Source organism: Pseudomonas sp. DL, from assembly GCF_047199225.1.
GTDB classification, from domain to species: domain Bacteria; phylum Pseudomonadota; class Gammaproteobacteria; order Pseudomonadales; family Pseudomonadaceae; genus Pseudomonas; species Pseudomonas aeruginosa.
This window is the reverse complement of the sequence record NZ_CP178323.1, coordinates 1082923-1106832: the sequence shown is the minus strand read 5'-3', so window position 1 is coordinate 1106832 and position 23910 is coordinate 1082923. Positions and strand designations below refer to the sequence as shown.

General features: G+C 66.6%; 15 protein-coding genes. 6 read left to right on the top strand and 9 right to left on the bottom strand.

Features of this window, described 5'->3' with window-relative positions:
• Positions 1-259: 259 nt before the first annotated feature.
• Positions 260-1651 (bottom strand): PhoH family protein, encoded by a 1392-nt coding sequence (locus ACI766_RS05155; RefSeq protein ID WP_003093038.1) that lies wholly within the window; start codon positions 1649-1651, stop codon positions 260-262.
• Between the two features lie 503 nt (positions 1652-2154).
• Here ACI766_RS05155 and copA1 point away from each other — a divergent pair.
• Complete coding sequence (copA1, locus tag ACI766_RS05150; RefSeq protein WP_003093042.1) at positions 2155-4533, top strand: copper-translocating P-type ATPase CopA1; 2379 nt, start codon at positions 2155-2157, stop codon at positions 4531-4533.
• A 31-nt stretch (positions 4534-4564) separates the two neighbouring features.
• On the opposite strand, the gene ACI766_RS05145 is transcribed toward copA1, so the two are convergent.
• The 4 genes from ACI766_RS05145 to ACI766_RS05130 form a co-directional block, all read right to left on the bottom strand.
• Positions 4565-7285, bottom strand: coding sequence for a helix-turn-helix transcriptional regulator (locus ACI766_RS05145; protein WP_012613628.1), 2721 nt, complete (start codon positions 7283-7285; stop codon positions 4565-4567).
• A 332-nt stretch (positions 7286-7617) separates the two neighbouring features.
• Positions 7618-8985 carry a DUF1329 domain-containing protein gene (locus ACI766_RS05140; RefSeq protein ID WP_003103009.1) on the bottom strand — a complete coding sequence of 456 codons (1368 nt, stop codon included), beginning with the start codon at positions 8983-8985 and terminating at the stop codon, positions 7618-7620.
• Positions 8986-9045: 60 nt separating this feature from the next.
• Positions 9046-10971: a DUF1302 domain-containing protein gene (locus ACI766_RS05135; RefSeq protein ID WP_003093045.1), complete on the bottom strand. Its 1926-nt coding sequence runs from the start codon at positions 10969-10971 to the stop codon at positions 9046-9048.
• Between the two features lie 211 nt (positions 10972-11182).
• Entirely contained in the window at positions 11183-12865 is a 1683-nt protein-coding gene (locus tag ACI766_RS05130) for a fatty acid--CoA ligase (protein WP_016852487.1), read from the bottom strand.
• Positions 12866-13046: 181 nt separating this feature from the next.
• Here ACI766_RS05130 and ACI766_RS05125 point away from each other — a divergent pair, with 181 nt between their 5' ends.
• A complete protein-coding gene (locus ACI766_RS05125; RefSeq protein WP_003103022.1) occupies positions 13047-14222 on the top strand; it encodes an acetyl-CoA C-acyltransferase in 1176 nt (391 codons plus the stop codon).
• 56 nt (positions 14223-14278) lie between these two features.
• Here ACI766_RS05125 and ACI766_RS05120 read toward each other — a convergent pair whose 3' ends face one another.
• Entirely contained in the window at positions 14279-15460 is a 1182-nt protein-coding gene (locus ACI766_RS05120) for an MFS transporter (RefSeq protein WP_003093049.1), read from the bottom strand.
• Positions 15461-15561: 101 nt separating this feature from the next.
• On the opposite strand from ACI766_RS05120, the gene ACI766_RS05115 reads away from it, so the two are divergent.
• Positions 15562-16350, top strand: a complete 789-nt coding sequence (locus tag ACI766_RS05115; protein ID WP_004345774.1) for an AraC family transcriptional regulator — start codon at positions 15562-15564, stop codon at positions 16348-16350.
• Between the two features lie 280 nt (positions 16351-16630).
• Here ACI766_RS05115 and ACI766_RS05110 read toward each other — a convergent pair whose 3' ends face one another.
• The 3 genes from ACI766_RS05110 to cioA are packed head-to-tail and all read right to left on the bottom strand — an operon-like array spanning position 16631 to position 19292.
• Positions 16631-16801, bottom strand: coding sequence for a DUF2474 domain-containing protein (locus ACI766_RS05110; RefSeq protein WP_003103026.1), 171 nt, complete (start codon positions 16799-16801; stop codon positions 16631-16633).
• A gap of 13 nt (positions 16802-16814) precedes the next feature.
• Positions 16815-17822, bottom strand: coding sequence for a cyanide-insensitive cytochrome bd quinol oxidase subunit II (cioB, locus tag ACI766_RS05105; protein ID WP_003093053.1), 1008 nt, complete (start codon positions 17820-17822; stop codon positions 16815-16817).
• A gap of 3 nt (positions 17823-17825) precedes the next feature.
• A complete protein-coding gene (gene cioA / locus ACI766_RS05100) occupies positions 17826-19292 on the bottom strand; it encodes a cyanide-insensitive cytochrome bd quinol oxidase subunit I (protein WP_003103027.1) in 1467 nt (488 codons plus the stop codon).
• A 437-nt stretch (positions 19293-19729) separates the two neighbouring features.
• Here cioA and ACI766_RS05095 point away from each other — a divergent pair, with 437 nt between their 5' ends.
• The 3 genes from ACI766_RS05095 (at position 19730) to betT (ending at position 23809) form a co-directional block, all read left to right on the top strand.
• Positions 19730-20509: a MetQ/NlpA family ABC transporter substrate-binding protein gene (locus ACI766_RS05095; RefSeq protein WP_003118275.1), complete on the top strand. Its 780-nt coding sequence runs from the start codon at positions 19730-19732 to the stop codon at positions 20507-20509.
• A 174-nt stretch (positions 20510-20683) separates the two neighbouring features.
• Entirely contained in the window at positions 20684-21658 is a 975-nt protein-coding gene (locus ACI766_RS05090) for a sigma 54-interacting transcriptional regulator (RefSeq protein WP_003118274.1), read from the top strand.
• A gap of 189 nt (positions 21659-21847) precedes the next feature.
• Positions 21848-23809, top strand: a complete 1962-nt coding sequence (gene betT, locus ACI766_RS05085; protein WP_412828512.1) for a choline BCCT transporter BetT — start codon at positions 21848-21850, stop codon at positions 23807-23809.
• Positions 23810-23910 lie beyond the last annotated feature (101 nt).

Below are 23910 nucleotides of genomic sequence, written 5' to 3'. Positions count from 1 at the left end.
AAGAGGATACTGGCCAGTCATTGTAAGCCCTGGAGGGCATGACGCGATGCCTGGGGGAGGTTCGGAAGGGGGATGATTGTATACATAAAGAGGTAGGGCAGGCCGGCGCAAGGCGCCTCATCCCGATCGGGTAACGATGCGGGCCCGGTCCCCGGACCGGACCGGGCCTGGCCTGGCCTGGCCTGGCCTGGCAGGATGTATATCCCGCCCGGCTTTTTCAACCGGGCGGGATATCGGCCGGCGATTGCCGCCGGCTACCTCACATGTGCGCCTCGGCGTACTCCGCCAGCACCGAGCGCGGCACCCCTTGCAGGGTCACGTGCACGCCGTGGGGGAAGTCCTTGAAGCGTTCGGTGAGGTAGGTCAGGCCGGAGCTGGTGGCGGACAGGTAGGGCGTGTCGATCTGCGCCAGGTTGCCCAGGCAGATCACCTTCGAACCGCTGCCGGCGCGGGTGATGATGGTCTTCATCTGGTGCGGCGTGAGGTTCTGGCATTCGTCGATGAGGATCAGGCTCTGCTGGAAGCTGCGCCCGCGGATGTAGTTCAGCGACTTGAACTGCAACGGCACCTTGCTGAGGATGTAGTCGACGCTGCCATGGGTGCATTCGTCGTCCATGTGCAGCGCTTCGAGGTTGTCGGTGATGGCGCCGAGCCAGGGCTCCATCTTTTCCGCCTCGGTGCCGGGCAGGAAGCCGATGTCCTCGTCCAGGCCCTGCACGCTGCGGGTGGCGATGATGCGCCGGTAGCGCTTGCTGACCATGGTCTGCTCGATGGCCGCGGCGAGCGCCAGGATGGTCTTGCCGGAACCGGCGGCACCGGACAGGTTGACCAGGTGGATGTCCGGGTCGAGCAGCGCGTACAGCGCCAGCGACTGGTACACGTCGCGTGGCCGCAGGCCCCAGGCTTCCTGGTGCAGGAGCGGCTCCTGGTGCAGGTCGAGGATGGTCAGCTCGTCCTGCTGGATGCCCTTGATCCAGCCGACGAAGCCCTGTTCGTCGACGATGAACTCGTTGATGTGCACCGCCGGCAGGTTGTCGGTGAGCTGCACGCGATGCCAGGTACGGCCGTGGTCCTGGCGGGTCTCGACCTTGCTCACGCGGTCCCAGAAAGAGCCGGCGAGGGAATGGTAGCCGCGCGACAGCAGGGCCACGTCGTCGATCAACTGGTCGGTGTGGTAGTCCTCCGCGTCCACCCCGCAGGCGCGCGCCTTCAGGCGCATGTTGATGTCCTTGGTCACCAGCACCACGCGCACGCCGCTGTGGCGGCTCTTCAGCTCGACCAACTGGTTGATGATCTTGTTGTCGTTGAGGTGCTCCGGCAGCCAGGTGATGGGCTCGGCACGCTTGCTCATGAGGATCGACAGGCTGCCGCTGGGGCCGTTCTTGCCACGCTGGATCGGTACCCCTCCCTCTACCTGCTCGGGCGTGGCCTCGCCGAGTACCTGGTCGATCAGGCGGATGGCCTGGCGGCACTCGGCGGCGATGGTGTGCTTTCCGGTCTTCAGCTTGTCCAGCTCTTCGAGCACCGTCATCGGGATCGCGACGCGGTGTTCCTGGAAGTTCAACAGGGCATTCGGATCGTGGATCAGGACATTGGTATCGAGGACGTACAGGGTGGGCTGGGTGGGGCGGGAACGTCCGTGGTCATCCATACGCGATCACCTTCTGCTAAGGGCCTGGCGACGGAATGCCGGGTCGGCGCTCCGCCGGGGGGCGAGCCGCCTTCTCTCTTCCGGTGGGGAGAGCCTGACAGCAGAGGTGAGGGCCGGGGCCGCCACCTGTGCTGCAGGGTTCGGCGGTCTACGGTTCCACAAATACCGCAAAAAATATGACGGTAAAAAGTACTTTTCGTCATCAGCAGGTTTTTTTTCCGCAAGCGACGAAATACCTTGGCGCAGCCCTTCGCGAGGTCTAGTGTTATCGGTCCCACCCCTGTGAAAACCCTCCGCTTTTCCGTGCCGCAACGGTTTTCCAGCGCCATTCCCCCTCCCCCCTGCTCCTGCGACATAAAGCCGCCACTGCGCCCTGCGCCGCCTTCCTGTATGAATCCGGGGCTTGACCTTGACACGATGTCAAGGCTGAACCTGGCGACAGATCTCACCGGCGCCTCCCAGGGCGCCTGCGGTGCCACTTCTGTCCATTCCAAGGAGGACTCATGAACAGCGCCACGCTAACCGAGCTCGATCTGCCGGTCAGCGGCATGACTTGCGCGTCCTGCGCCGGCCGTGTCGAACGAGCCCTGAAGAAAGTGCCCGGGGTCGCGGCCGCCTCGGTCAACCTGGCCAGCGAGCAGGCCCGCGTACAGGCCCCGGCGGACAGCCTGCCGGCCCTGGTGGCGGCGGTCGAGCAGGCCGGCTACCAGGTTCCGGCGCGCAGCCTGGAACTGTCCATCGAGGGCATGACCTGCGCCAGTTGCGTCGGCCGGGTCGAGCGGGCGCTGAAGAAGGTGCCCGGCGTACGCGAGGTCAGCGTCAACCTGGCCAGCGAGCGCGCCCACCTCGAGCTGCTCGGCGCCGTGGACAGCCAGGCCTTGCTACAGGCGGTGGAACAGGCCGGCTACAAGGCCCGCCTGCTCGACGCGGGGCAACCACGCCAGGACGATGCCGAGCGCCGCCTGCGCCGCGAACGCTGGTGGGTGATCGCCGCGCTGTTGCTGGCGTTGCCGCTGGTGCTGCCGATGCTGGTGGAATGGGCCGGCCTGCACTGGATGCTGCCGCCGTGGGCGCAGTTCCTCCTGGCGACCCCGGTGCAGTTCGTCATCGGCGCGCGCTTCTATGTCTCCGCCTGGCGCGCGGTGAAGGCCGGTGCCGGCAACATGGACCTGCTGGTCGCCCTCGGCACCAGCGCCGGCTACGGCCTCAGCGTCTACCTCTGGCTGACCGCCCCGCCCGGCCACATGCCGCACCTCTACTTCGAAGCCTCCACCGTGGTGATCGCCCTGATCCTCCTCGGCAAGTACCTGGAAAGCCGCGCCAAGCGCCAGACCGCCAGCGCCATCCGCGCCCTCGAGGCGTTGCGCCCGGAGCGCGCGGTGCGCCTGCGCGACGGTCGCGAGGAAGAGGTGGCGATCGCCGAGTTGCGCCTCGGCGACGAGGTGGTGGTGCGTCCCGGCGAACGCTTCCCGGTGGACGGCGAGGTGCTCGACGGCAGCAGCCACGCCGACGAGGCGCTGATCACCGGCGAGAGCCTGCCGGTGCCCAAGGCTCCCGGCGACAAGGTCACCGGCGGCGCGATCAACGGCGAAGGCCGCCTGCTCCTGCGCACCACTGCGCTCGGCGGGGAAACGGTGCTGGCGAAGATCATCCGCCTGGTGGAAGACGCCCAGGCCGCCAAGGCGCCGATCCAGAAGCTGGTGGACAAGGTCAGCCAGGTCTTCGTCCCGGTGGTGATCCTCATCGCGCTGGTCACCCTCGGCGCCTGGCTGGTCGCCGGGGTCGGCCTGGAGCAGGCCCTGGTTAACGCCGTGGCGGTGCTGGTGATCGCCTGCCCCTGCGCCCTCGGCCTGGCCACCCCGACCGCGATCATGGCCGGCACCGGCGTGGCCGCGCGCCACGGCATCCTGATCAAGGACGCCGAGTCCCTGGAAGTCGCCCATGCGGTCACCAGCGTGGCCTTCGACAAGACCGGCACCCTGACCTCCGGGCGACCGCAGATCATCCACCTCGGCGGCGACGACCAGGAGCAACTGCTCAGGCTCGCCGGCGCCCTGCAACGCGGCAGCGAGCACCCGCTGGCCAAGGCCGTGCTCGAGCGCTGCGCCGAGCGCGACCTGGAGGTTCCGCCGGTGAACGCCAGCCAGGCCCTCAGCGGTCGCGGCATCCAGGGCGAGGTCGAGGGTCGCCGGCTGGCCCTGGGCAACCGCCGCCTGCTCGACGAGCAGGAACTCAAGCCCGGCGCGCTGGCGAGTGCCGCCGCGGACTGGGAGGCCGAGGGCCGCACCCTGTCCTGGCTGCTGGAACTGGCTCCGGAGAAACGCGTGCTCGGCCTGTTCGCCTTCGGCGACAGCCTCAAGGACGGCGCCGCCGAAGCGGTGGAGGCCCTGCGCGGACGGGATATCCACAGCCACCTGATCACCGGCGACAACCGCGGCAGCGCGGCGGTGGTGGCCAAGGCCCTGGGCATCGACGACGTACACGCGGAAGTGCTGCCGGCGGACAAGGCCGCCACGGTCGCCGAGCTGAAAGGCCGGGGCCGGGTGGTGGCGATGGTCGGCGACGGCATCAACGACGCCCCGGCGCTGGCCGCCGCCGACGTCGGCATCGCCATGGGTGGCGGCACCGACGTGGCCATGCACGCCGCCGGCATCACCCTGATGCGCGGCGACCCGCGCCTGGTGCCGGCGGCGCTGGACATCTCGCGGCGGACCTACGCGAAGATCCGCCAGAACCTGTTCTGGGCCTTCATCTACAACGTGATCGGCATCCCGCTGGCGGCCTTCGGCCTGCTCAACCCGATGGTGGCGGGCGCAGCGATGGCCTTCTCCAGCGTCAGCGTGGTCGGCAACGCCCTGCTCCTGCGACGCTGGAAGCCCTGAGCCAGCACGCCAGGCACATGGGGTGGCGCGCCTAGCGCAACAACCCCATGTGCTTGGCCCGCGCCACCGCCTGGGTGCGACGCTCGACGCCGAGCTTGTCGTTGATATGGCGGGCGTGGCTCTTCACCGTATGCAGCGAGATGAACAGCCGCTCGCTGATCTCCTGGTTGGACAACCCCTGGGCGATCAGCTCCAGCACCGCCAGTTCGCGCCCGCTGAGCACCTCGCCCGCACCGCCCGCGGGCTCGGCGGGCGGCTCCGGCAACAGCGCGCGCATGCGCTGGGCGCCGGGACAGGCAGGGAAGCGCTGCAACTGTTCGCGCAACCATTCCGGCTGCTGCACGAGCAATTCGTGGAGCGGCAGCAAGGCTCCCCCGACTGCGCCCTCCATGGCCTGTTGCAGGGTCGCCAGCGCCTCGCGCTCGCGGCCCTGCTCCAGGTGCAGCGCGGCCAGTTGGCCGAGGGCCAGGCGAGCCGGCAGCAACGCGCCGTTCTCCCGCGTCGAGCGGGCCAGCCGGTCCAGGCGCCGGGCGGCTTCCTCCGGGCGTCCTTCGCGGCGCTCCAGGCCAGCCTGGAGCAACTCCACATGCAGCGGCAGCAGCGGACTGCATTCCGGCGGCGTGGCCGCCTGCCCGCCGTAGGTGCCGCCCAGGCGCTGTAGCCAGACGCCGGCCAGTTCGGTCTGGCCCTGGGCCAGCCAGAGTTCGCACTTGATCAGGGTGATCGCCGCCAGGTAGTAGATCGGCGGGATATCCCAGGCATGCATCAACCGCTCGACGTCGCCAAGCCGGGCGAACGCCGCCGCGTAGTTGCCCAGGCGCCCTTCCAGGCTGGCCAGGACGCAATAGCCGATCACCAGGCTGACATCCCGGCAGCTGCGGGTTTCCTCGATTCCCTGCTTGATCCACTTGCGCGCTTCGTCCGGCTGCAGCGCCAGGCTGCGCAGGTAGCCGCGGTACAGCAGGAGCCGCCCGCGCACCGCGTAGCGGCGTTGCGCCGGCAGGTGCTGGAGGCGTTCCAGGCCCTGGCGCACCTCCTCCTCGGCGCGCGCCACCTCGCCGCGCGCCTGGAGGACGCGGGCGCGGTCGTAATGGACCAGTGCCTCGAACAGCGGGTTGCCGTAGCGCTGGGCGAACTCCAGGGCGTCGCGGTTGTAGTTGCGCGCCTGCCAGAAGTCGCCACGGGTCACCGCCAGGTTGCTCAGCGTCGACAGGCATTGCAGGCGGGTGCCATAGCGCTCCCCGGCGAGGTCCTGCAAGGCCTCGCGGCAGTGCGCCTCGGCCTTGTCGATATCGCCGCGGCCGCGCGCGATCACCCCGCTCAGGGCCTGCCACTGGGCCAGCAGGTCGCGCTGCGCGGACTCGTCCGGCGCCGGCAGGAAACGCGCCAGTTGGCCGGCCAGTTCTTCCGCGGCATCCAGCTGGCAGGCCAGCGCCAGCGCCCAGCCGTATAGCAGGATCAGGCGCGGCGTGCTCGCCAGGAGGCTGTCCGGCAGGTCCATCTTCCAGCGCAGCAGGGTGGCGATGTTCTGCTCCGCCAGCAGTTGCTCTTCCGACAGGTTCTGCACCAGGCTCGCCGCCACGTCCGGCTGGCCGGCGCGCAGCGCCTGCTCCACCGCCTGGTCGAGCAGGCCATGGCGGCTGAACCAGCCGCAGGCGCGCAGGTGCAGGGAGCCGGCGGACGGACCGAAGTCGGGCAAGGGACGCGCCAGCAGCAGGTCGGAGAACAGGTGGTGGTAGCGGAACCACTGGCCGTTTTCGTCCAGCGGCACGAGGAAGACCTGGTGCTGCTGCAGGTGGTCGAGGATCGCCGCGCTGTCGCCGGCCTCGCGCACGGTATCGCAGAGCTCGGCGCAGAAGCGCTCGAAGCGCGCGGTCTGGGCGAGGAACGCCTGGACCTCGGGCGGCTGCCGCTCGATCACCTCCTCCAGCAGGTAGTCGCGGATCAGTTCGTCGGCGCCGTGTACCCCGGGGCTGACCTGCTCCTCTGGATCGCCGCGCGCCAGCAGCCAGAGGCGCAGCCCGGCGACCCAGCCTTCGCTGCGCTCGAGCAGCGCGTCCAGCGCGTCCTCGTCGAGTTCGAGGCCGCTGGCGGCCATCAGCGCCCCGCTCTCCTCGGCGGTCAGGCGCAGGTCCTGTTCGCTGAGTTCGAGCAATTGCCGCGACAGGCGCAGGCGCGCCAGGTGCCAGTCCGGCCGCTGCCGGCTGGTGACCAGCAGCACCAGGCCCTCGGGCAGGTGATTGAGGAGGAATTGCAGGCAACGGTCGAGCACCGCGCCCTGGGCCAGGTGGTAATCGTCCAGCACCAGTAGCAGGGGACGCTGCGGGTCCAGGCAGGGGCAGAGTTCGTCGAGCAGGTCGTCGAGCCAGGTCTCGAAGGCGAACGGCTGGTGACGCTGGCGCATCTTCAGCAGGCCGAGGGCCTCTTCGCCCAGGGTCGGGTGGTACTGTCGCAAGCCATCGAGCAGGCGTTCGAGGAAACGTCCGGGATCGCTCTCGCGGCTGCTCAGTCCCAGCCAGAGGCTCTGCCAGCGCGGATCGAGGCTTTCGCAGAACTCGATGGCCAGGGAACTCTTGCCGAATCCGGCGGGCGCGGCGATCAGCAGCAGGCGACCGTCCAGTCCGTCGCGCAGTCGACGGCAAAGACGCGGGCGCGCCACATGGGCCGACGGCAGCGGGGGGCGGAAAAAGCGGTTGGCCGTCGGCAGAACGGCGGATGGAGTGCCCGAGAAGGTGCGCGAGAAGTCAGTCATCACCCGGTTTCTTGGTTTATGTATGGGGCGTGAACGCTCCGGAGACTAACCACAAGTGATGGCTATTTGAAGCACTATCCATCGGCTCGGACGAAATAGCGCACCGGCGCTTCAGCTCGATAACCAAGGAAAGACCGGTTTCCCGGCGCGGTCCAGGCGCGGCAAACGTTTCCCGGCCACACAGGTGCCCGCCGGGAGGATGGCGACGACGGAATCCGCGGGCGAGGCGGGAAAACACTTTGTAATGAATTGACGGCCGGAGCGGCACGCCGCCCGCGAAAACGAAGAAACCGGCACAAGGCCGGTTTCTTCGTGGCTAGGAACGCCGTTTCTCAGCGTACCCCTTCCTGGCGCAGCGCCGCCGGGGTGTAGTCGCTTTCCGAAGCGCTGTAGTTGAAGTCGTAGGCCTGTTTCTCCTCGTTCTTCATGCCAAGCGCCAGGTAGCGGCCGGAGAGCAGGTCGTAGAGGGTTTCCACCGCGTACCAGGGCACCTGCTTGTCGTAGTACTGCTCGGCATGCGCCTCGGCCACGCGCCACAGGGTGCCGCGACCGTCGTAATGGTCGATCTCGGCGGCCTGCCAGGTGTCCTCGTCGATGTAGAAGTCACGCTTGGCGTAGATGTGCCGCTCGCCCGGCTTCAGGGTCGCGACCACATGCCAGACGCGGTGCAGCTCGTAGCGGGTCAGGTCCTGGTTGATGTGGCCGGCCTTGACGATTTCGCTGTACTTGATCTTCGGATCGTCGAGCTTGTAGCTGTTGTAGGGAATGTAGATTTCCTTCTTGCCTTCCAGCTTCCAGTCGTAGCGGTCCGGCGCACCGTTGTACATGTCGAAGTTGTCCGAGGTGCGCAGGCCGTCGGCGGCGGTGCCGGGACCGTCGTAGGACACCTGCGGAGCCCGCCGCACGCGGCGCTGGCCGGCGTTGTAGAGCCACGCCAGGCGCGGCTCCTTGACCTGGTTGAGGGTCTCGTGGACCAGCAGCACGTTACCGGCCAGGCGCGAGGGCGCGGTGACCCGCTGCTTGAAGTAGAACAGCACGTTGCTCGGCTTGTTCGGGTTGTAGTCCTTCAGGTTGGTACGGAAGGTGAAGGCATCCTGGAAGTAGACCAGCTGGTAGGAGCCGTTGACCTGCGGAGTGGCCTGGGTCACCAGGCGCCGGACGCTGCCGCCGCGATAGCGGGTGATGTGGTTCCAGATCACCTCCAGGCCGTTCTGCGGGATCGGGAACGGGTTGGCGGTATCGAAGTTCTCCAGGCCGTTGCCGCCTTCCACCAGCTTGGTGGTGGTGGCGTTGCGCTTGGCCGCCTCCTGCACCGCCGCCGGGACGGTGGCGCTGCGGTGGGTCTTGTATACCGGGATCTTGTAGGTATCCGGGTAGCGCTTGAACATGGCCAGTTGGCCGGGAGTCAGCTTGTCCTTGTACTGGTCGACGTTCTGCGCGGTGATGGTGAACAGCGGTTGCTCGCTGGCATAGGGGTTGGCGAGGAAGCCACGGCTGTCGACGCTGCCGGCGTTGGTCGCCAGGCCGCCGTCCCAGGCGGGGATGCTGCCGTCGGCGTTGCCGGCCTTCTCCGCCCCCAACGGAGTCAGGCTGGTGCCGAGCTTGGCCGCTTCGTCGGCGGATACCGCCGCCATCACCTGGGTGGCCAGCAGGCTCAGGGCCAGTACACCGGTATGCAGAAGAATCTTCGTTGTTTTCATTCGCTCGTCGTCCTCGTTAAGTCCTGCTCGCCGGCCCGGTTCGCACCGGGCCGGCGTACATCAGAAGTTCATGCCGAAGCTGAGCGCGACGAAGTCGCGATCGTCCACGGTGGTGTACTTGCCGTCGAAGAAGTTGGTGTAGGAGAGGCTCGCGGTGTAGGTGTTCTGGTACTCCGCGTCCACCCCCAGGCTGACCGCCTTGCGGCCTTCCTCGAAGTTGGCGCCGGGGCCGGGCGAATAGCCATCGACGTCGTGCGACCAGGCCACGCTGGGCTTGAGGTTCACGCCCATGAACACGTCGTTGTAGTCCCAGATCGCACGGGCGCGATAACCCCAGGCGTCCGAGGTGGTATAGCCATCGTTCTCGCAGTAGCGGCTGACGTTGTTCGCTTCGGCGGTGCCCAGCGTGCTGACGTTCAGCGCCTGGCAGCTGGCCAGGCCGGAGATGGTCCCCGGCAGCGGCCCCGGTCCGAAGACCGGGTCACGCCCGTAGCGTGCCTTGGAGGTGCTTTCCAGGCCGCCGACGTGGGTCCAGCCGATCTCGCCCACCAGGGTCAGCCGCTCGGCGCCCATCACCTGGTCGAAGAAGTGCGTCAGGGTGGTCTGCAGTTGGGTGATCTCCTTGCGCCGATAGCCGTGCAGGTCCTGCCCGGCCTGGCCGTTCAGCACCGAGGCGTTGTCGTAGGGGCGGTTGCCCCCGATGCTCACCGGGTCGAGGCCGGCGAAGAGGATGTCGGTGGTGTTCAACTGCACCGGCGCGTTGGGCCGGTAGCTGACTTCGCCGCTCCACGCGGTGCCGTTGGGCAACGTGGTGGAGAAGCTCAGGCCGAACATGCGGATATCTTCCGGGTACTCGATGAAGTAGCTGGAGTTGCCGGCGGTGGCCGCCGCCGCAGCCTGGGCGGCCAGTGCCGGGTTGATCGCGGCGAGGCGGGTGGCGAGGTCGTTGATCGCCGCCATGGTGCTGGCCGAGGCGCCCTGGCCGCTGAAGATCGGCAGGCGGCTGTGGTAGTTCATGTAGTAGGCGCCGAACTCGGTGTTCAGTTCGTCGGCGAAGTAGCGCAGGGCGAAGCCGTACTGGCCGCTGTCGCGAGCGTCGCGGTCCGGCCCGCGGCGGACCAGGATGCCCTCGTCCCAGGGCGACGGGGTAACGCTCAGGCCAGCCCCGGCGAGCACGTTGTTGAGCAGGTTGATGGACGCCTTGTTGTTGGTCAGCACCGCCAGGTTCTGGTCGCAGCCATCGGCCACCACGTCCGGCTGGGAGAAGAAGGTGCCACAGTTGTCGACCACCGTCTGGTCCCACTCGATCTGGTAGAAGCCTTCGGCGGACAGGTTGTCGGTGAGGTTCTGCGACAGGTAGAACATGTTCACCGGGATCAGGCCTTCCTTGATCTCCGAGCCGGGCCGGCGGAAGGCGGTGACGTCGATCGGGTTGATGGCGCTGATGCCGTTCTGGATGAAGGTGCTCTCGCCCCAGTTCACCACCTGCTTGCCCAGGCGCACGCTGCCCGGCAGGTCGCCGATGGCATAGTTGTGGTAGATGAAGGCGTCGAGCAGTTCGGCGCCGGAGGACTTGGCCAGGGTCTTGCGGCCGCTGTCGTCGATGTCCTTGAACTCGCGGTGCTCGTCCTTCAGCTCGAAGTCGTACCAGTACTTGCCGCGCAGGAACACACCGGTATCGCCGTACTTCAGTTCGAGGTCATGGATGCCCTTGAAGACCTTCGAGAACGTTTCCCCACGCTTGAAGTTCAAGTGGCTGTCGTCGGAGGTCTGGGAAAGTCCCTTGCCGCCGTTGTTCACACCGATCAGGTTCTTGTTCGGCTTGGCGGTCGACCAGCTGGCCCCGACCGACAACGCCGAGTCGAAGGAACCTTCGATTTCCCCGATGTTGAAGGTCACCCCAAAGGCCGGAGCCGCCAGCGAGGAAGCCAGGCTGACGGCCAACGGCAACCGGGCCCGACGCGAGAACGGATTACGGGTTGTCATCGACGCTACTCCATGTGTGTTTTTTGTTATGAGTGCGTGGACTATAGCTAGCGCTGCCTGCCGCTTGATCCCTCGAAAGTGTGATTTGCGCGGCGCAACCACTCTGGCTCGCGCCTTTGCGGCGGATGGAGAATGACCGGGCGGTCGCGAAAACGCGGAGACCAAGCGTTTGCTTGGCCTCCGGGCGTTTCGGCGGTGTAGGAAAGCCCCGTCAGACGGTCGACAGGAAGGCGCTGCCGGCTTCCTGCCACTGGGCGATCTCGATACGGATGCGCTTCTTGTCCAGCTTGCCGACGCTGGTCTTGGGAATATCGGTAACAACCGCGATCTGCGAGGGGATCGCCCACTTGTTGATGTTGCCCTGCTCGACGAAAGGCTTGAGGTGCTCCTTCAGGCCACGGGCGTCCAGTTGCTGGCCCTCGCGCACCACCAGCAGGGCGAACGGGCGCTCGCCCCATTGCGGATCGGGCACCCCGACCACCGCCACTTCGCGTACCGCCGGATGGCGGCTGATCAGGTCTTCCAGCTCCAGGGAGGACAGCCACTCGCCGCCGGTCTTGATCACGTCCTTGATGCGGTCGCGGATCTCGATGAAGCCCATGCCGTCCAGGGTCGCCACGTCGCCGGTGTGCATCCAGCCGCCGCGCCACAACTCCTCGCCGCGCTCGGGTTCGCGGAAATACCCCTGGGTCAGCCATGGCGAGCGCAACACCAGCTCGCCCTGGGATTCGCCGTCGGCCGGGAGGAAGCGGCCCTGTTCGTCCATGATCGCCGCATCCACCAGCGGCACCGGCACGCCGGCCTTGATCCGGTAGGTGGTGCGCTCGTCCTCGCTTCCGGCCAGCAGTTCGTCGTTGAGGTAGGCGCAGGAAATCAGCGGACAGGTCTCCGACATGCCGTAGGCGGCGGTCAGTTGGATGCCGCGCGCCTTGGCCGCCTCGTAGAGCGAGCGGTTCAGCGCGCTCCCGCCGATGATCACCTTCCAGCCCTTGAAGTCCACGCCCTGGGCAGCCCTGGCGTTCATCACCATCTGCAGGATGGTCGGCACGCAGTGGGAGAAGGTGACCTTCTCGCGCTTCCACAGTTCGACCAGCAGTTCCGGATCGTAACGCCCGGGATAGACCTGCTTGACCCCGAGCATGGTCGCCACGTACGGAGTGCCCCAGGCGTGGACATGGAACATCGGGGTGATCGGCATGTACACGTCGCTGGTACCGAGCAGGCGGATGCTGTCCAGGCTGCCGATGGTCGAAGCCATCGCCAGAGTGTGCAGGACCAGTTGCCGGTGGCTGAAATACACACCTTTCGGATTGCCGGTGGTGCCGGTGGTGTAGAAGGTGGTGGCGATGGAGTTCTCGTCGAAATCGGGGAAGTCGTAGCGCGGGCTGGCCGCGGCCAGCAGCGACTCGTATTCGCCGACCAGGCCGGGCAGTTCGGCGCTCTTCTCCGCGCCGTCGGTGAGCAGGATGGTCCGCTCCACCGTGGCCAGCTGCCCCGCCATCGCCTGGTAGAGCGGGACGAACTCGCTGTTCACCAGCACGAAGCGATCCTCGGCGTGGTTCATGGTGTAGAGGATCTGTTCCGGGGAGAGGCGGATGTTGATGGTATGCAGCACCGCCCCGATCATCGGGATGGCGAACATGCATTCCAGGTAGCGATGGCTGTCCCAGTCCATCACCGCCACCGTGTCGCCGGCCTTCACCCCGGCCTCGCTGAGTACGTTGGCCAGGCGCGCGACGCGCTCGTTGAAGGTGGCGTAGCTGTAGCGCACCTGGTCGCGGTAGACGATTTCATGACTCTTTTCGTAACGACGGCCGGAAAGCATCAGGCTCTTGATCAGCAACGGATACTGATAAGCGCCGGCGGCGGCCGGGATGAGACGGGTCTTCAGCATGGGGCGTACACCTGGGAGCGGGTTCGTTGTCAGGATGAGGCCGACTCTAGAGCCGTCGGCGGGCTTTGTTCATCAGTCAAAAGAGTGATTTGCCCCGTGACCTTTCGGAGCCTCCCGGTCACAAGATAGAATCCGCCCACTGAATCGTTCAGACCCTATCCAGAACAAGAGGTAACGTTCCATGTCCGATATCGTCATCGTCGCCGGCGCCCGTACTCCCATGGGCGGCTTCCAGGGCAGCCTGGCCGGCGTTTCCGCGGTCGACCTGGGTGCCGTCGCGATCCGCGAAGCGGTGCAGCGCGCCGGCATCGCCGCCGAGGACGTACAGGAAGTGATCATGGGTTGCGTCCTGCCCGCCGGCCTGAAGCAGGGCCCGGCCCGCCAGGCCGCGCTGGCGGCCGGCCTGCCCGCCGCCACCGGCTGCACCACCATCAACAAGCTGTGCGGCTCGGGGATGAAGGCGGTGATGCTGGCCCACGACCTGCTCAAGGCTGGCACCAACCAGGTGATGGTCGCCGGTGGCATGGAAAGCATGTCCAACGCGCCCTATGTCCTGGAGAAAGCCCGCAGCGGCCTGCGCATGGGCCACGGCGAGATCAAGGACCACATGTTCCTCGACGGCCTGGAGGACGCCCGTACCGGCCGTTTGATGGGTTCGTTCGCCCAGGAGACCGCCGACAAGTACGGCGTGACCCGCGAGGAGATGGACGCCTATGCCATCGAATCGCTCAAGCGCGCCCAGGCCGCCATCGCCGATGGCTCGCTGGCGGCGGAAATCGTCCCGGTCACCGTCACCAGCCGCAAGGGCGAGAGCGTGGTGAAGGACGACGAGCAACCGCTGACCGCCAACCTGGAGAAGATCCCGAGCCTCAGGCCGGCGTTCCGCAAGGACGGTACCATCACCGCCGCCAATGCCAGCTCGATCTCCGACGGCGCCTCCGCGCTGGTCCTGATGACCGCCGAGGAAGCCCAGCGCCGTGGCCTGAAGCCGCTGGCGCGAATCGTCGGCCATGCCACCCAGAGCCAGGACCCGAGCGAGTTCACCCTGGCGCCGATCGGCGCGATGACCAACCTGTTCGCCAGGACCGGCTGGAGCAAGGACGACGTCGACCTGTTCGAGATCAACGAAGCCTTCGCCATGGTCACCATGCTCGCCATGCGCGAACACGGCCTCGATCATGCCAAGGTCAATGTCTATGGCGGCGCCTGCGCCCAGGGCCATCCGGTCGGTTCCACCGGCTCGCGGATCATCCTCACCCTGATCAACGCCCTGCGCCAGAAAGGCGGCAAGCGCGGCGTCGCCTCGCTGTGCATCGGCGGCGGCGAAGCCACCGCCGTGGCGCTCGAACTGCTCTGATACGGCGTTGAGCCATCGGCGCCCGGCCGGCTCGCGCTGTCCGGGCGCCCTCTTCCTCAGGTGCCCACCGCGGCGCTGCGCGCCGGACGCGGAAACACCAGCGCCGCGGCGAAGGTCAGCGCGGCGAAGCCCGCCAGTACCAGGTACAACCCCAGCAGCCCCTGCCGTGGTTCCAGGTAGGCAATCATCGGGATCGCCGCCGCGCTGGCGCCGAACGACAGGAAATAGCGCAGGGCGAAGACCCGCGCCTGCCACTGCGGCGCGACGAAGTGGGCGACCATCGCATCGTTCACCGTCACCTGGCCGAACACCGCGAACATGAACAGCGCGCCGAACAGCACCACTGCGCTGCCGTGGCCGTAGGCCAGGGCCAGCAGCAGCGGCACCTGGCAGAAGGTGAGGAAGACGAACGGCAACTTCAGGTTCAGGCGATCGATCAGGCGCCCCATGATCAGTTGCGCCACCGCGCCGAAGGCATAGGCCAGGCTGACCACCACGCCGAGGGTCTGCGGCGACGCCAGCAAGTCGCTCAGGCGCTCCTGGAACAGCTTCGGGTAGGTCACGGTGCTGGCGTTGAACACCACCCCGCCGGTGGCGGTGACCAGCGCCAGCACGCCGAACACCCGGCGCATCGACAGGCCCTCGCTGTCCTCGCCACGCGCCGCGGCCTTGGCCGACAGGTGCGGCGATGGCTCCTCGCGCACGCAGAAGAAAAAGCCGATGCCGAGCAGGATGGCCACCCCGCCGGGCAGGATGAACGCCGCACGCCAACCGAAGTGCGCGGTGAGAAAGCCGGTAAGCAGCGCGGCGAAGGCGACCCCGAGGTTACCCCACATGCCGTTGATGCCGATCTCGCGGCCGCGGTTCTCCGCGTGTGCCACCAGCATCGCGGTGCCGACCGGGTGGTAGATCGCGGCGAATACCCCGATCAGGGTCAGCCCGGTCACCAGCATCGGTACGCTGCCGGCCAGCCCGGTGAGCAGTGCGGCGGCGCCGATACCGAAGAAGAACAGCAGCATCATCCGCCGCCGGCTCCAGGTATCGCCCAGCCAGCCGGCCGGCAGCGAACAGGCGCCGAAAGCGATGAAACCGCCCAGCGACAGGCCGATCAGACCGGCGTAGTCGAGGTCGAAGCTGCCGGCCATGCCGAGCACGGCGGCGGGGAAGATCAGCATGAACATGTGGTCGATGACATGCGCGGCGTTGATGAAGCGGATAACGGTTCGAGGTCGGTTCATGGCGTGCGGCCTGAATGGTCGGTGAGGAATGGGCGTCATGACCCGGGCATGATAGGTTGACCGAAAAGCGCAGACAGGACAGCGAGGTCATCGAAACGGACATGCTGATCGAGCACCGCCCGGACGGCCTGCTGGCCGCCATCTCCCTCGACTTCCCCGACGGCCATCACCTGGGGCGGCATTTCCACCCGCAGGCGCAGTTCCTCTACGCCGCTCGCGGCCTGATGCGCCTGGCCACCCACCACGGCGCCTGGGTGATCCCGCCGACCCGCGCGGTATGGATTCCGCCCCGGGTGGAGCACGAGATATTCATGTCCGGCGAGGTGCACATGCGCACCCTGTTCATCGAGCAACCCGAAACGCCGACACCGCTAAGCGACTGTTGCGTACTGGCGGTGACGCCGCTGCTGCGGGAAATGATCCTGCGCGCCATCCACCTCGAGAGCCAGCCGCGCCTGGACGACTTCCGTCAGCGCCTGCAAGGGCTGATCCTCAGCGAGATCGCCAACCTCGAACGGATGCCGCTGTACCTGCCGATGCCCCGCGACCGCCGCTTGCAGGCGATCTGCCAGGCATTGCTGAAACAGCCGGAACTGGGGCTGACCCTCGATGACTGGGGCCTGCGGGTCGGCGCCAGCTCGCGCACCCTGGCGCGGCTGTTCGCCCAGGAATTGCAGATGAGCTTCCATGAGTGGCGCCAGCAATTGCGCCTGACCGAAGCCCTGCCGCGCCTGCTGGCCGGCGACAGCGTGCAGGTGGTCGCCCGCGACCTCGGCTACGGCAGTACGCGGGCCTTCAGCAGCATGTTCCGCCGCCTGCTCGGCGAAACCCCGCGCGACTACCTGGGGCGACTGGAGCAACTGGCACGGGTCAGGGGCCGCGAGGACTGATGCCCCACGGCGCAACGCCAAGCCATGGCAATTCGGCGGATAACGCCTGCGGCGTTATTCGCCCTACCAAGGCTTCAGTAGGGCGCATCCGCCGCTCCCGTAGGGCGGATAACCGCAGCGCGGTTATCCGCCGAACCGGCCTGGATGGTGCAAGGCGGGAACGCGAGGATTGACGCCCTAGGGCGCAACACCGAGCACTGGCGGATCGGCGGACAAAAAGAAGCCCTCCAGCGGAGGGCTCTCGGAAAAGGGCGCCGGAGCGCCCGGATGGGATCGTCGATCAGTGCGGGACGCCCAGCCCCGCCGCGCTCATGAACAGGCGCATCAGCCAGGCGGCGACGCCCAGGGCCAGCACGCTGGCGGTCCAGATACCCGCCAGCCAGGCCAGGCGTCGCCAGAGCGCTGGCTTGGCCGCGCTATCTCGTTCGGGATGACTCGGCGTACGGACCATATGCGGCGCCTCCTCAGTGATAGCCATCGCCGTGCTTCACCTTGCCGCGGAACACGTAGTAGCTCCAGGCGGTGTAGCCGAGGATGAAGGGAATGATGAACAGCGCGCCGACCAGCATGAAGCCCTGGCTCTGCGGCGGCGCCGAGGCCTCCCAGATGCTCACCGCCGGCGGGATGATGTTCGGCCACAGGCTGATCCCCAGGCCGCTGTAGCCGAGGAAGATCAACACCAGGGTGAGCACGAACGGCTTCACGTGGTCGTTGTTGGCCACCGAGCGCAGCAGCGCATAGAAGGTCACCAGGACCAGGATCGGCACCGGCAGGAACCAGAACAGGTTCGGCAGGCTGAACCAGCGTGCGGCGATCTCGGCATGGGCCAGCGGCGTCCACAGGCTGACCACCCCGATGATCGCCAGCAGCACCAACGCCAGCGGGCGCGCCAGGTCGTGCATGCGCTCCTGCAGGCGGCCTTCGGTCTTCATGATCAGCCAGGTGCAGCCGAGCAGGGTGTAGGCGACGATCAGGGCCAGGCCGCAGAACAGCGGGAACGGCGCGATCCAGTCCAGCGAACCGCCGGCGAAGCTGCGGTTCTCCACCGGGATGCCTTCGATGAAGGCGCCCAGCGCCACGCCCTGGAAGAAGGTCGCCACCAGCGAACCGCCGATGAACGCCTTGTCCCAGATGTGCTGCTTGGCCGGCTTGGCCTTGAAGCGGAACTCGAAGGCGACGCCGCGGAAGATCAGCCCGACGAGCATGAAGATCAACGGCAGGTAGAGCGCCGACAGGACCACCGCGTAGGCCAGCGGGAAGGCCCCGAACAACGCCGCGCCGCCCAGCACCAGCCAGGTCTCGTTGCCGTCCCAGACCGGCGCCACGGTGTTCATCATCACATCGCGGTCGCCGCTGTCCTTGAAGAACGGATAGAGCATGCCGATGCCCAGGTCGAAGCCGTCCATCACCACGTACATCATGATGCCGAAGATGATGATGACCGCCCAGATGAGGGGAAGATCGATACCCATGTCTCAGTTCCTCTTGTCCTGGTCGCGGTCGGCCGCTTGCGCGTGGCCGTCGTGCTCTTCGTCGAAACCTTCGCCGGCGGCCGACAACGGCCGTGCCGGCGTGCGCTTCTGCCCGGCGCCTCCCGGGTTGGTCTCGCGTCCCTCATGGGTGACCGGGCCCTTGCGCACCAGGCGCATCATGTAGCCGATACCGACGCCGAACAGCGAGAAGTACACCACCACGAAGGTCAGCAGGGTCAGGCTCATCTGCGTCACGCTCTGCGCCGAGGAGGCGTCGGCGGTGCGCATCAGTCCGTAGACCACCCAGGGCTGGCGGCCCATCTCGGTGGTGAACCAGCCGGCGAGGATCGCGATCAGGCCGGACGGTCCCATCAGCAGGGTCAGGCGCAGGAAGGCCTTCGAGTTGAACAGCTTGTCCTGGCCGCGCCAGCGCAGCCACAGGCTCCAGACGCCGACCAGGATCATCAGCATGCCGAGGCCGGCCATGATCCGGAACGACCAGAACACCACGGTGGAGTTCGGCCGGTCTTCCGGCGGGAAGTCCTTCAGCGCCGGGATCGGCTCGGTCAGGCTGTGCTTGAGGATCAGGCTGCCGAGCACCGGGATCTCCACCTTGAAGCGGGTTTCCTCGCGCTGCATGTCCGGCCAGCCGAACAGGATCAGCGGGGTCGGCTCGCCGCTGCTGTTGTCCCAGTGGCCTTCCATCGCGGCGATCTTCGCCGGCTGGTGCTCCAGGGTATTGAGGCCATGGGCGTCGCCGATCAGCGCCTGTACCGGGGCGACGATCAGCGCCATCCACATAGCCATCGAGAGCATCTTGCGGATCGCCGGGTTGTCGCGCCCGCGCAGCAGGTGCCAGGCGGCCGAGGCGCCGACGAAGAAGGCGGTGGCGAGGAACGCGGCGACCGACATGTGCAGCAGGCGGTAGGGGAACGACGGGTTGAAGATCACCGCCAGCCAGTCCACCGGGATCACCCGGCCGTCGACGATCTCGAAACCCTGCGGGGTCTGCATCCAGCTGTTGGAAGCGAGGATCCAGAACGTCGAGATCAGCGTGCCGATCGCCACCATCACCGTGGCGAAGAAATGCAGGCCCGGTCCCACGCGGTTCCAGCCGAACAGCATGACCCCGAGGAAACCGGCCTCGAGGAAGAACGCGGTGAGCACCTCGTAGGTCAGCAGCGGACCGGTGATGGACCCGGCGAAGTCGGAGAAATGGCTCCAGTTGGTGCCGAACTGGTACGCCATGACCAGCCCGGACACCACGCCCATGCCGAAGTTGACCGCGAAAATCTTCGACCAGAAATGATAGAGGTCGCGGTAGACCTCTTCGTTCGTTTTCAGCCAGAGGCCTTCCAGTACGGCCAGGTAGCTGGCCAACCCGATGGTGATCGCCGGGAAGATGATGTGGAAGGACACGGTGAACGCGAACTGGATGCGGGCAAGGTCGATAGCCTCCAATCCGAACATGGCAACTCCTCTTCAGGTTCTCGGCCCTTCCGGCTTACGTGCGGATTCGGCCGTGCTTCCTCACGCGCAACGCTACGCAAGGTTTTGGAACACATCCTTCAGCTATCGTTCTTGTCATTGGAAAGCGACCGCAGCCCTGGATGGCAGGAATGCGGGAAGGGTCGCAAGCAGATTCCCGGACCGCCCGCCTTGATGCAGAGCAATTCGGTACGAAAATCTTACCCGTTAGCCTAGACCGTCCTGCTGTGGTCGGTTGTCGCGAGACAAATTGCCTCAGCTCTCTCATATTCATTAATAGAATATAAAAATAAACAAATAATATTTTTATGGAATAAAAAGAGTCGCTACTCTCCCCTTCAAGCCGCCCCTCGCGTGTTGGCGCCCCTCCTTCACCGCCCTGAACGCAGCGGCGGACATCGCCCTACAAGGATCGAAGAATGAAAAAACTGCTCCTGCTGACTGCCCTGGCCTCCGTCATCAGCGTTTCCGCCAATGCAGCGGAAAAGCTCCTCGTCGCCGCCACGCCGATCCCCCACGCGGAAATCCTCGAGCTGATCAAGCCGACCCTGGCGAAGGAAGGCGTCGACCTGCAGATCAAGGTGTTCACCGACTACGTGCAGCCCAACGTGCAGGTCGCCGAGAAGCGCCTGGACGCCAACTACTTCCAGACCCTGCCGTACCTGGAGAACTTCAACAAAGGCAAGGGCACCAACCTGGTCACCGTGGTCGGCGTACACGTCGAGCCCTTCGGTGGTTATTCGAGGAAATACAAGTCGCTGGCCGAGTTGCCCGACGGCGCCACCGTCGCCATTCCCAACGAAGGCAGCAACAGCGGGCGCGCCCTGCTGCTGTTGCAGAAGGCCGGCCTGCTCAAGTTGAAGGATCCGAACAACGCCCTGGCCACGCCCAAGGACATCGCCGAGAACCCGAAGAACCTGAAATTCAAGGAACTCGAATCGGCCCTGCTGCCGCGCGTGCTGGACCAGGTCGACCTGGACCTGATCAACACCAACTACGCGCTGGAGGCCAAGCTCAACCCGGCCAAGGACGCGCTGGTCCTGGAAGACCGCGATTCGCCCTATGTGAACTACCTGGTGGCGCGTCCGGACAACAAGGACAGCGACGCCCTGAAGAAGCTTTCCGCCGCGCTGACCAGCCCGGAAGTGAAAGCCTTCATCGAGAAGAAATATGCCGGCGCGGTGGTCCCGGCCTTCTGACCCCAGCCCGTCCCGACTCCCACGCTGGGCGCCGTTGCAGCGCCCCTTGTTCACGCCGGTGTCGCATGGCTTGCACCGGCGTTTCTTTTTCCGCAACGGCCCCCGCCCGCAGCCGTTCCGGCCGTCGTCACGGCGCAGGCGCTGGAGGCGCCCCGTGCCGCCAAGGAGTTACCCATGAGCGAGAAACCACGCCCCGCGCCGCTGACCTTCCCCGACGCCGACCGCAGTCCGCTGAGCATCCGCGCCAAGGCCCTGGTGTTCTTCGACCCACGCTCGCACCGGGTCCGCGAAGAACTCGAGCGCCTCGCGCCACAGGGCCAGCCGGTGCTGATCGAAGGCGAGACCGGCACCGGCAAGGAGCTGCTCGCCAGGCAGATCCACCGCCACAGCGAACGCGCCGGTCTGTTCGTTGCGGTCAGTTGCAGCGCCCTCAGTCGCAACCATGCCGAAGCCGAGCTGTTCGGCTACGCTCCCGGCGCCCATAACGGCCCGGTCGGCAGCCGCGCCGGCTGGTTCGGTTCGGCCAATGGCGGCACCCTGTACCTGGACGAGATCGCCGACCTGCCGCTGACGCTGCAGGCCAGGCTGCTACAGACGCTGGAGGAACGCGAGGTGCTGCGGGTCGGCGCGCAGCAGCCGATTCCCCATGACGTGCGCCTGGTCACCGCCACCAGCGTCGACCTGGACCAGGCGGTGCGCGCCGGCAAGTTCCTGGCCGGCCTGCAACAATACCTGCACGACGGCCGCCTGAGCCTGCCGCCATTGCGCGAACGTCCGGGAGACATCCTGCCGCTGGCGGAATACTTCGTCGGCGTCTATGCCCAGCGCCTGGACCTGCCGGTGCCGGCCATCGGCGTGGAAACCCAGCGGATCCTCGAGAGCTATCCCTGGCCAGGCAACATCCGCGAGCTGGAAAACGTCGTCCACTTCGCCCTGCTGGTCAGCGACAAGGAAGAAATCCTGCCGCAGCATCTGAATTTTGGCGGGGCAACGCCAGACCCATCGCTGGCCGGTCTGCGGCGCCTGCTCGGCCAAGCCGGAGCGCCGTCGCTGGAGCAGATACAGGCCCTGCTCCTGCAACTGGCCACCGAGCAGGCAGGCGGCGACGAGGAGGCGGGAAGGCGGCGCTTGGGACTGGCGGCGAACTGAAGGAATCCTTCGGCGAACGTGCGGGAAAAGCGCGGCGCCGAAGGCTTCCATACGTCCGAAGGATTGGCTCCCGGGCCCTTGATCGTGTTTATATTGAACGCTTGATCAAATTAAGGACGAGGAGACCAGCCTGTTTTGACTGACGCACAATCGCCCTCCGCCACCCCCTCCACCCCCACGCCCATCCGCATGAATCCCCCGGTGTTCTACGGTGCGGCGATCCTGATCCTGCTGTTCGCCGCAGTGGTCATCGGCTTCCCCCAGCGCGCCGGCGAATGGCTGCTGGCCGCGCAGACCTGGGCCTCGCAGACCGTCGGCTGGTACTACCTGCTGGCGATGACGCTGTACCTGATCTTCGTGGTGGTCACCGCGCTTTCCGGCTACGGCAAGATCAAGCTCGGTGCCGACCACGACGAGCCGGAATTCAGCTACCTGTCCTGGGCCGGCATGCTGTTCGCCGCCGGCATCAGCATCACCCTGTTCTTCTTCTGCGTATCCGAACCGCTGACCCACTTCCTCCAGCCGCCGCAAGGCGAGGCCGGTACCCAGGAAGCCGCGCGGCAGGCCATGGAACTGCTGTTCCTGCACTGGGGCCTGCACGGCTGGGGCGTATTCGCCCTGGTGGCGATGGCGCTGGCCTACTTCGCCTACCGCCACAACCTGCCGCTGGCCCTGCGTTCGGCGCTCTACCCGTTGATCGGCAAGCGCATCAACGGGCCGATCGGCTACACGGTGGACTGCTTCGGCATCATCGCCACGGTGTTCGGCCTCGGCGCCGACATGGGCTTCGGCGTGCTCCAGCTCAACTCCGGGCTGGACTACCTGTACGCCATCCCGCATACCCACCCGGTGCAGATGGCGCTCATCGTGCTTATGATGGGCGCGGCGATCTCGGTGGCGGTCTCCGGGGTCGACAAGGGCATCCGCATCCTCTCCGACATCAACATGCTGCTGGCCTGCAGCCTGCTGCTGTTCGTGCTGTTCGCCGGTCCGACCCAGCACCTGCTCAACACCCTGGTGCAGAACGTCGGCGACTACCTCGGCCACCTGCCGGGCAAGAGCTTCGACCTCTACGCCTACGGCGGCCCCAGCGACTGGCTGGGCTCGTGGACGGTGTTCTACTGGGCCTGGTGGATCGCCTGGGCGCCCTTCGTCGGCCTGTTCATCGCGCGCATCTCGCGCGGCCGGACGATCCGCGAATTCGTCTTCGGCGTGCTGTTCATCCCGCTCGGCTTCACCCTGGCGTGGATGTCGATCTTCGGCAACAACGCCCTGGAGCAGGCCCTCGGCGGCGCCAGCGAACTCGGCCGGGTGGCCATCGAGCAGCCGTCGATGGCCCTCTACCAGATGCTCCAGAACTACCCCTGGAGCCGCGCGGTGATCACCGTCACGGTGCTGGTGAGCTTCGTCTTCTTCGTCACCTCGGCGGACTCCGGCACCGTGGTCCTCTCCACCCTCTCCGCCCACGGCGGCAGCGCCGACGACGACGGACCGAAGTGGCTGCGGGTGTTCTGGGGCTCGGTCACCGCGCTGGTCACCGGCGGGCTGCTGTTCGCCGGCAGCATCGACGCGCTGAAGTCGGCGGTGGTGCTGACCTCCCTGCCCTTCTCGCTGATCCTGCTATTGATGATGTGGGGCCTGCACAAGGCCTTCTACATGGAGTCGCAGCGCCAGCGGGCGCGGAGCCACTCCCTGGCGCCGCTGATGAGCGGCAACGGCAAGCGCTCCGGCGGCTGGAAGCGACGCCTGTCGCAGGCCGTGCACTTCCCCTCGCGGGACGAGGTGTACCGCTTCATGAACGACGTGGTGCGCCCGGCGATCAGCGAGGTTTCCGAGGTGTTCCGCGAGAAGGGCCTGGCGGTGGACGCCCAGCTCGACCCGGGCAACGCCTCGCTGAGCCTGGAGATCGGTCATGGCGAGCAGCATCGGTTCCTCTACCAGGTGCTGATGCGCGGCTACTTCACGCCGTCCTTCGCGCGTGCCGGCATGGGCGGCCTGCACCTGAAGAACCGCCGCTACTTCCGTGCCGAGGTGCATCTCGCCGAAGGTAGCCAGGACTACGATCTGATGGGCTACACCAAGGAGCAGATCATCAACGACATGCTCGACCAGTACGAGCGGCACCTGCAGTTCCTGCACCTGGTGCGTTGAGCGCAGGAAAAGGGGGCGCGCAGGGCGCCCCTTCCCTCATCCTCCGTCCCTGACCGCGGGGAATGACGCTAGCGGCAACATCCCATCCCCGTGCAGCTGCG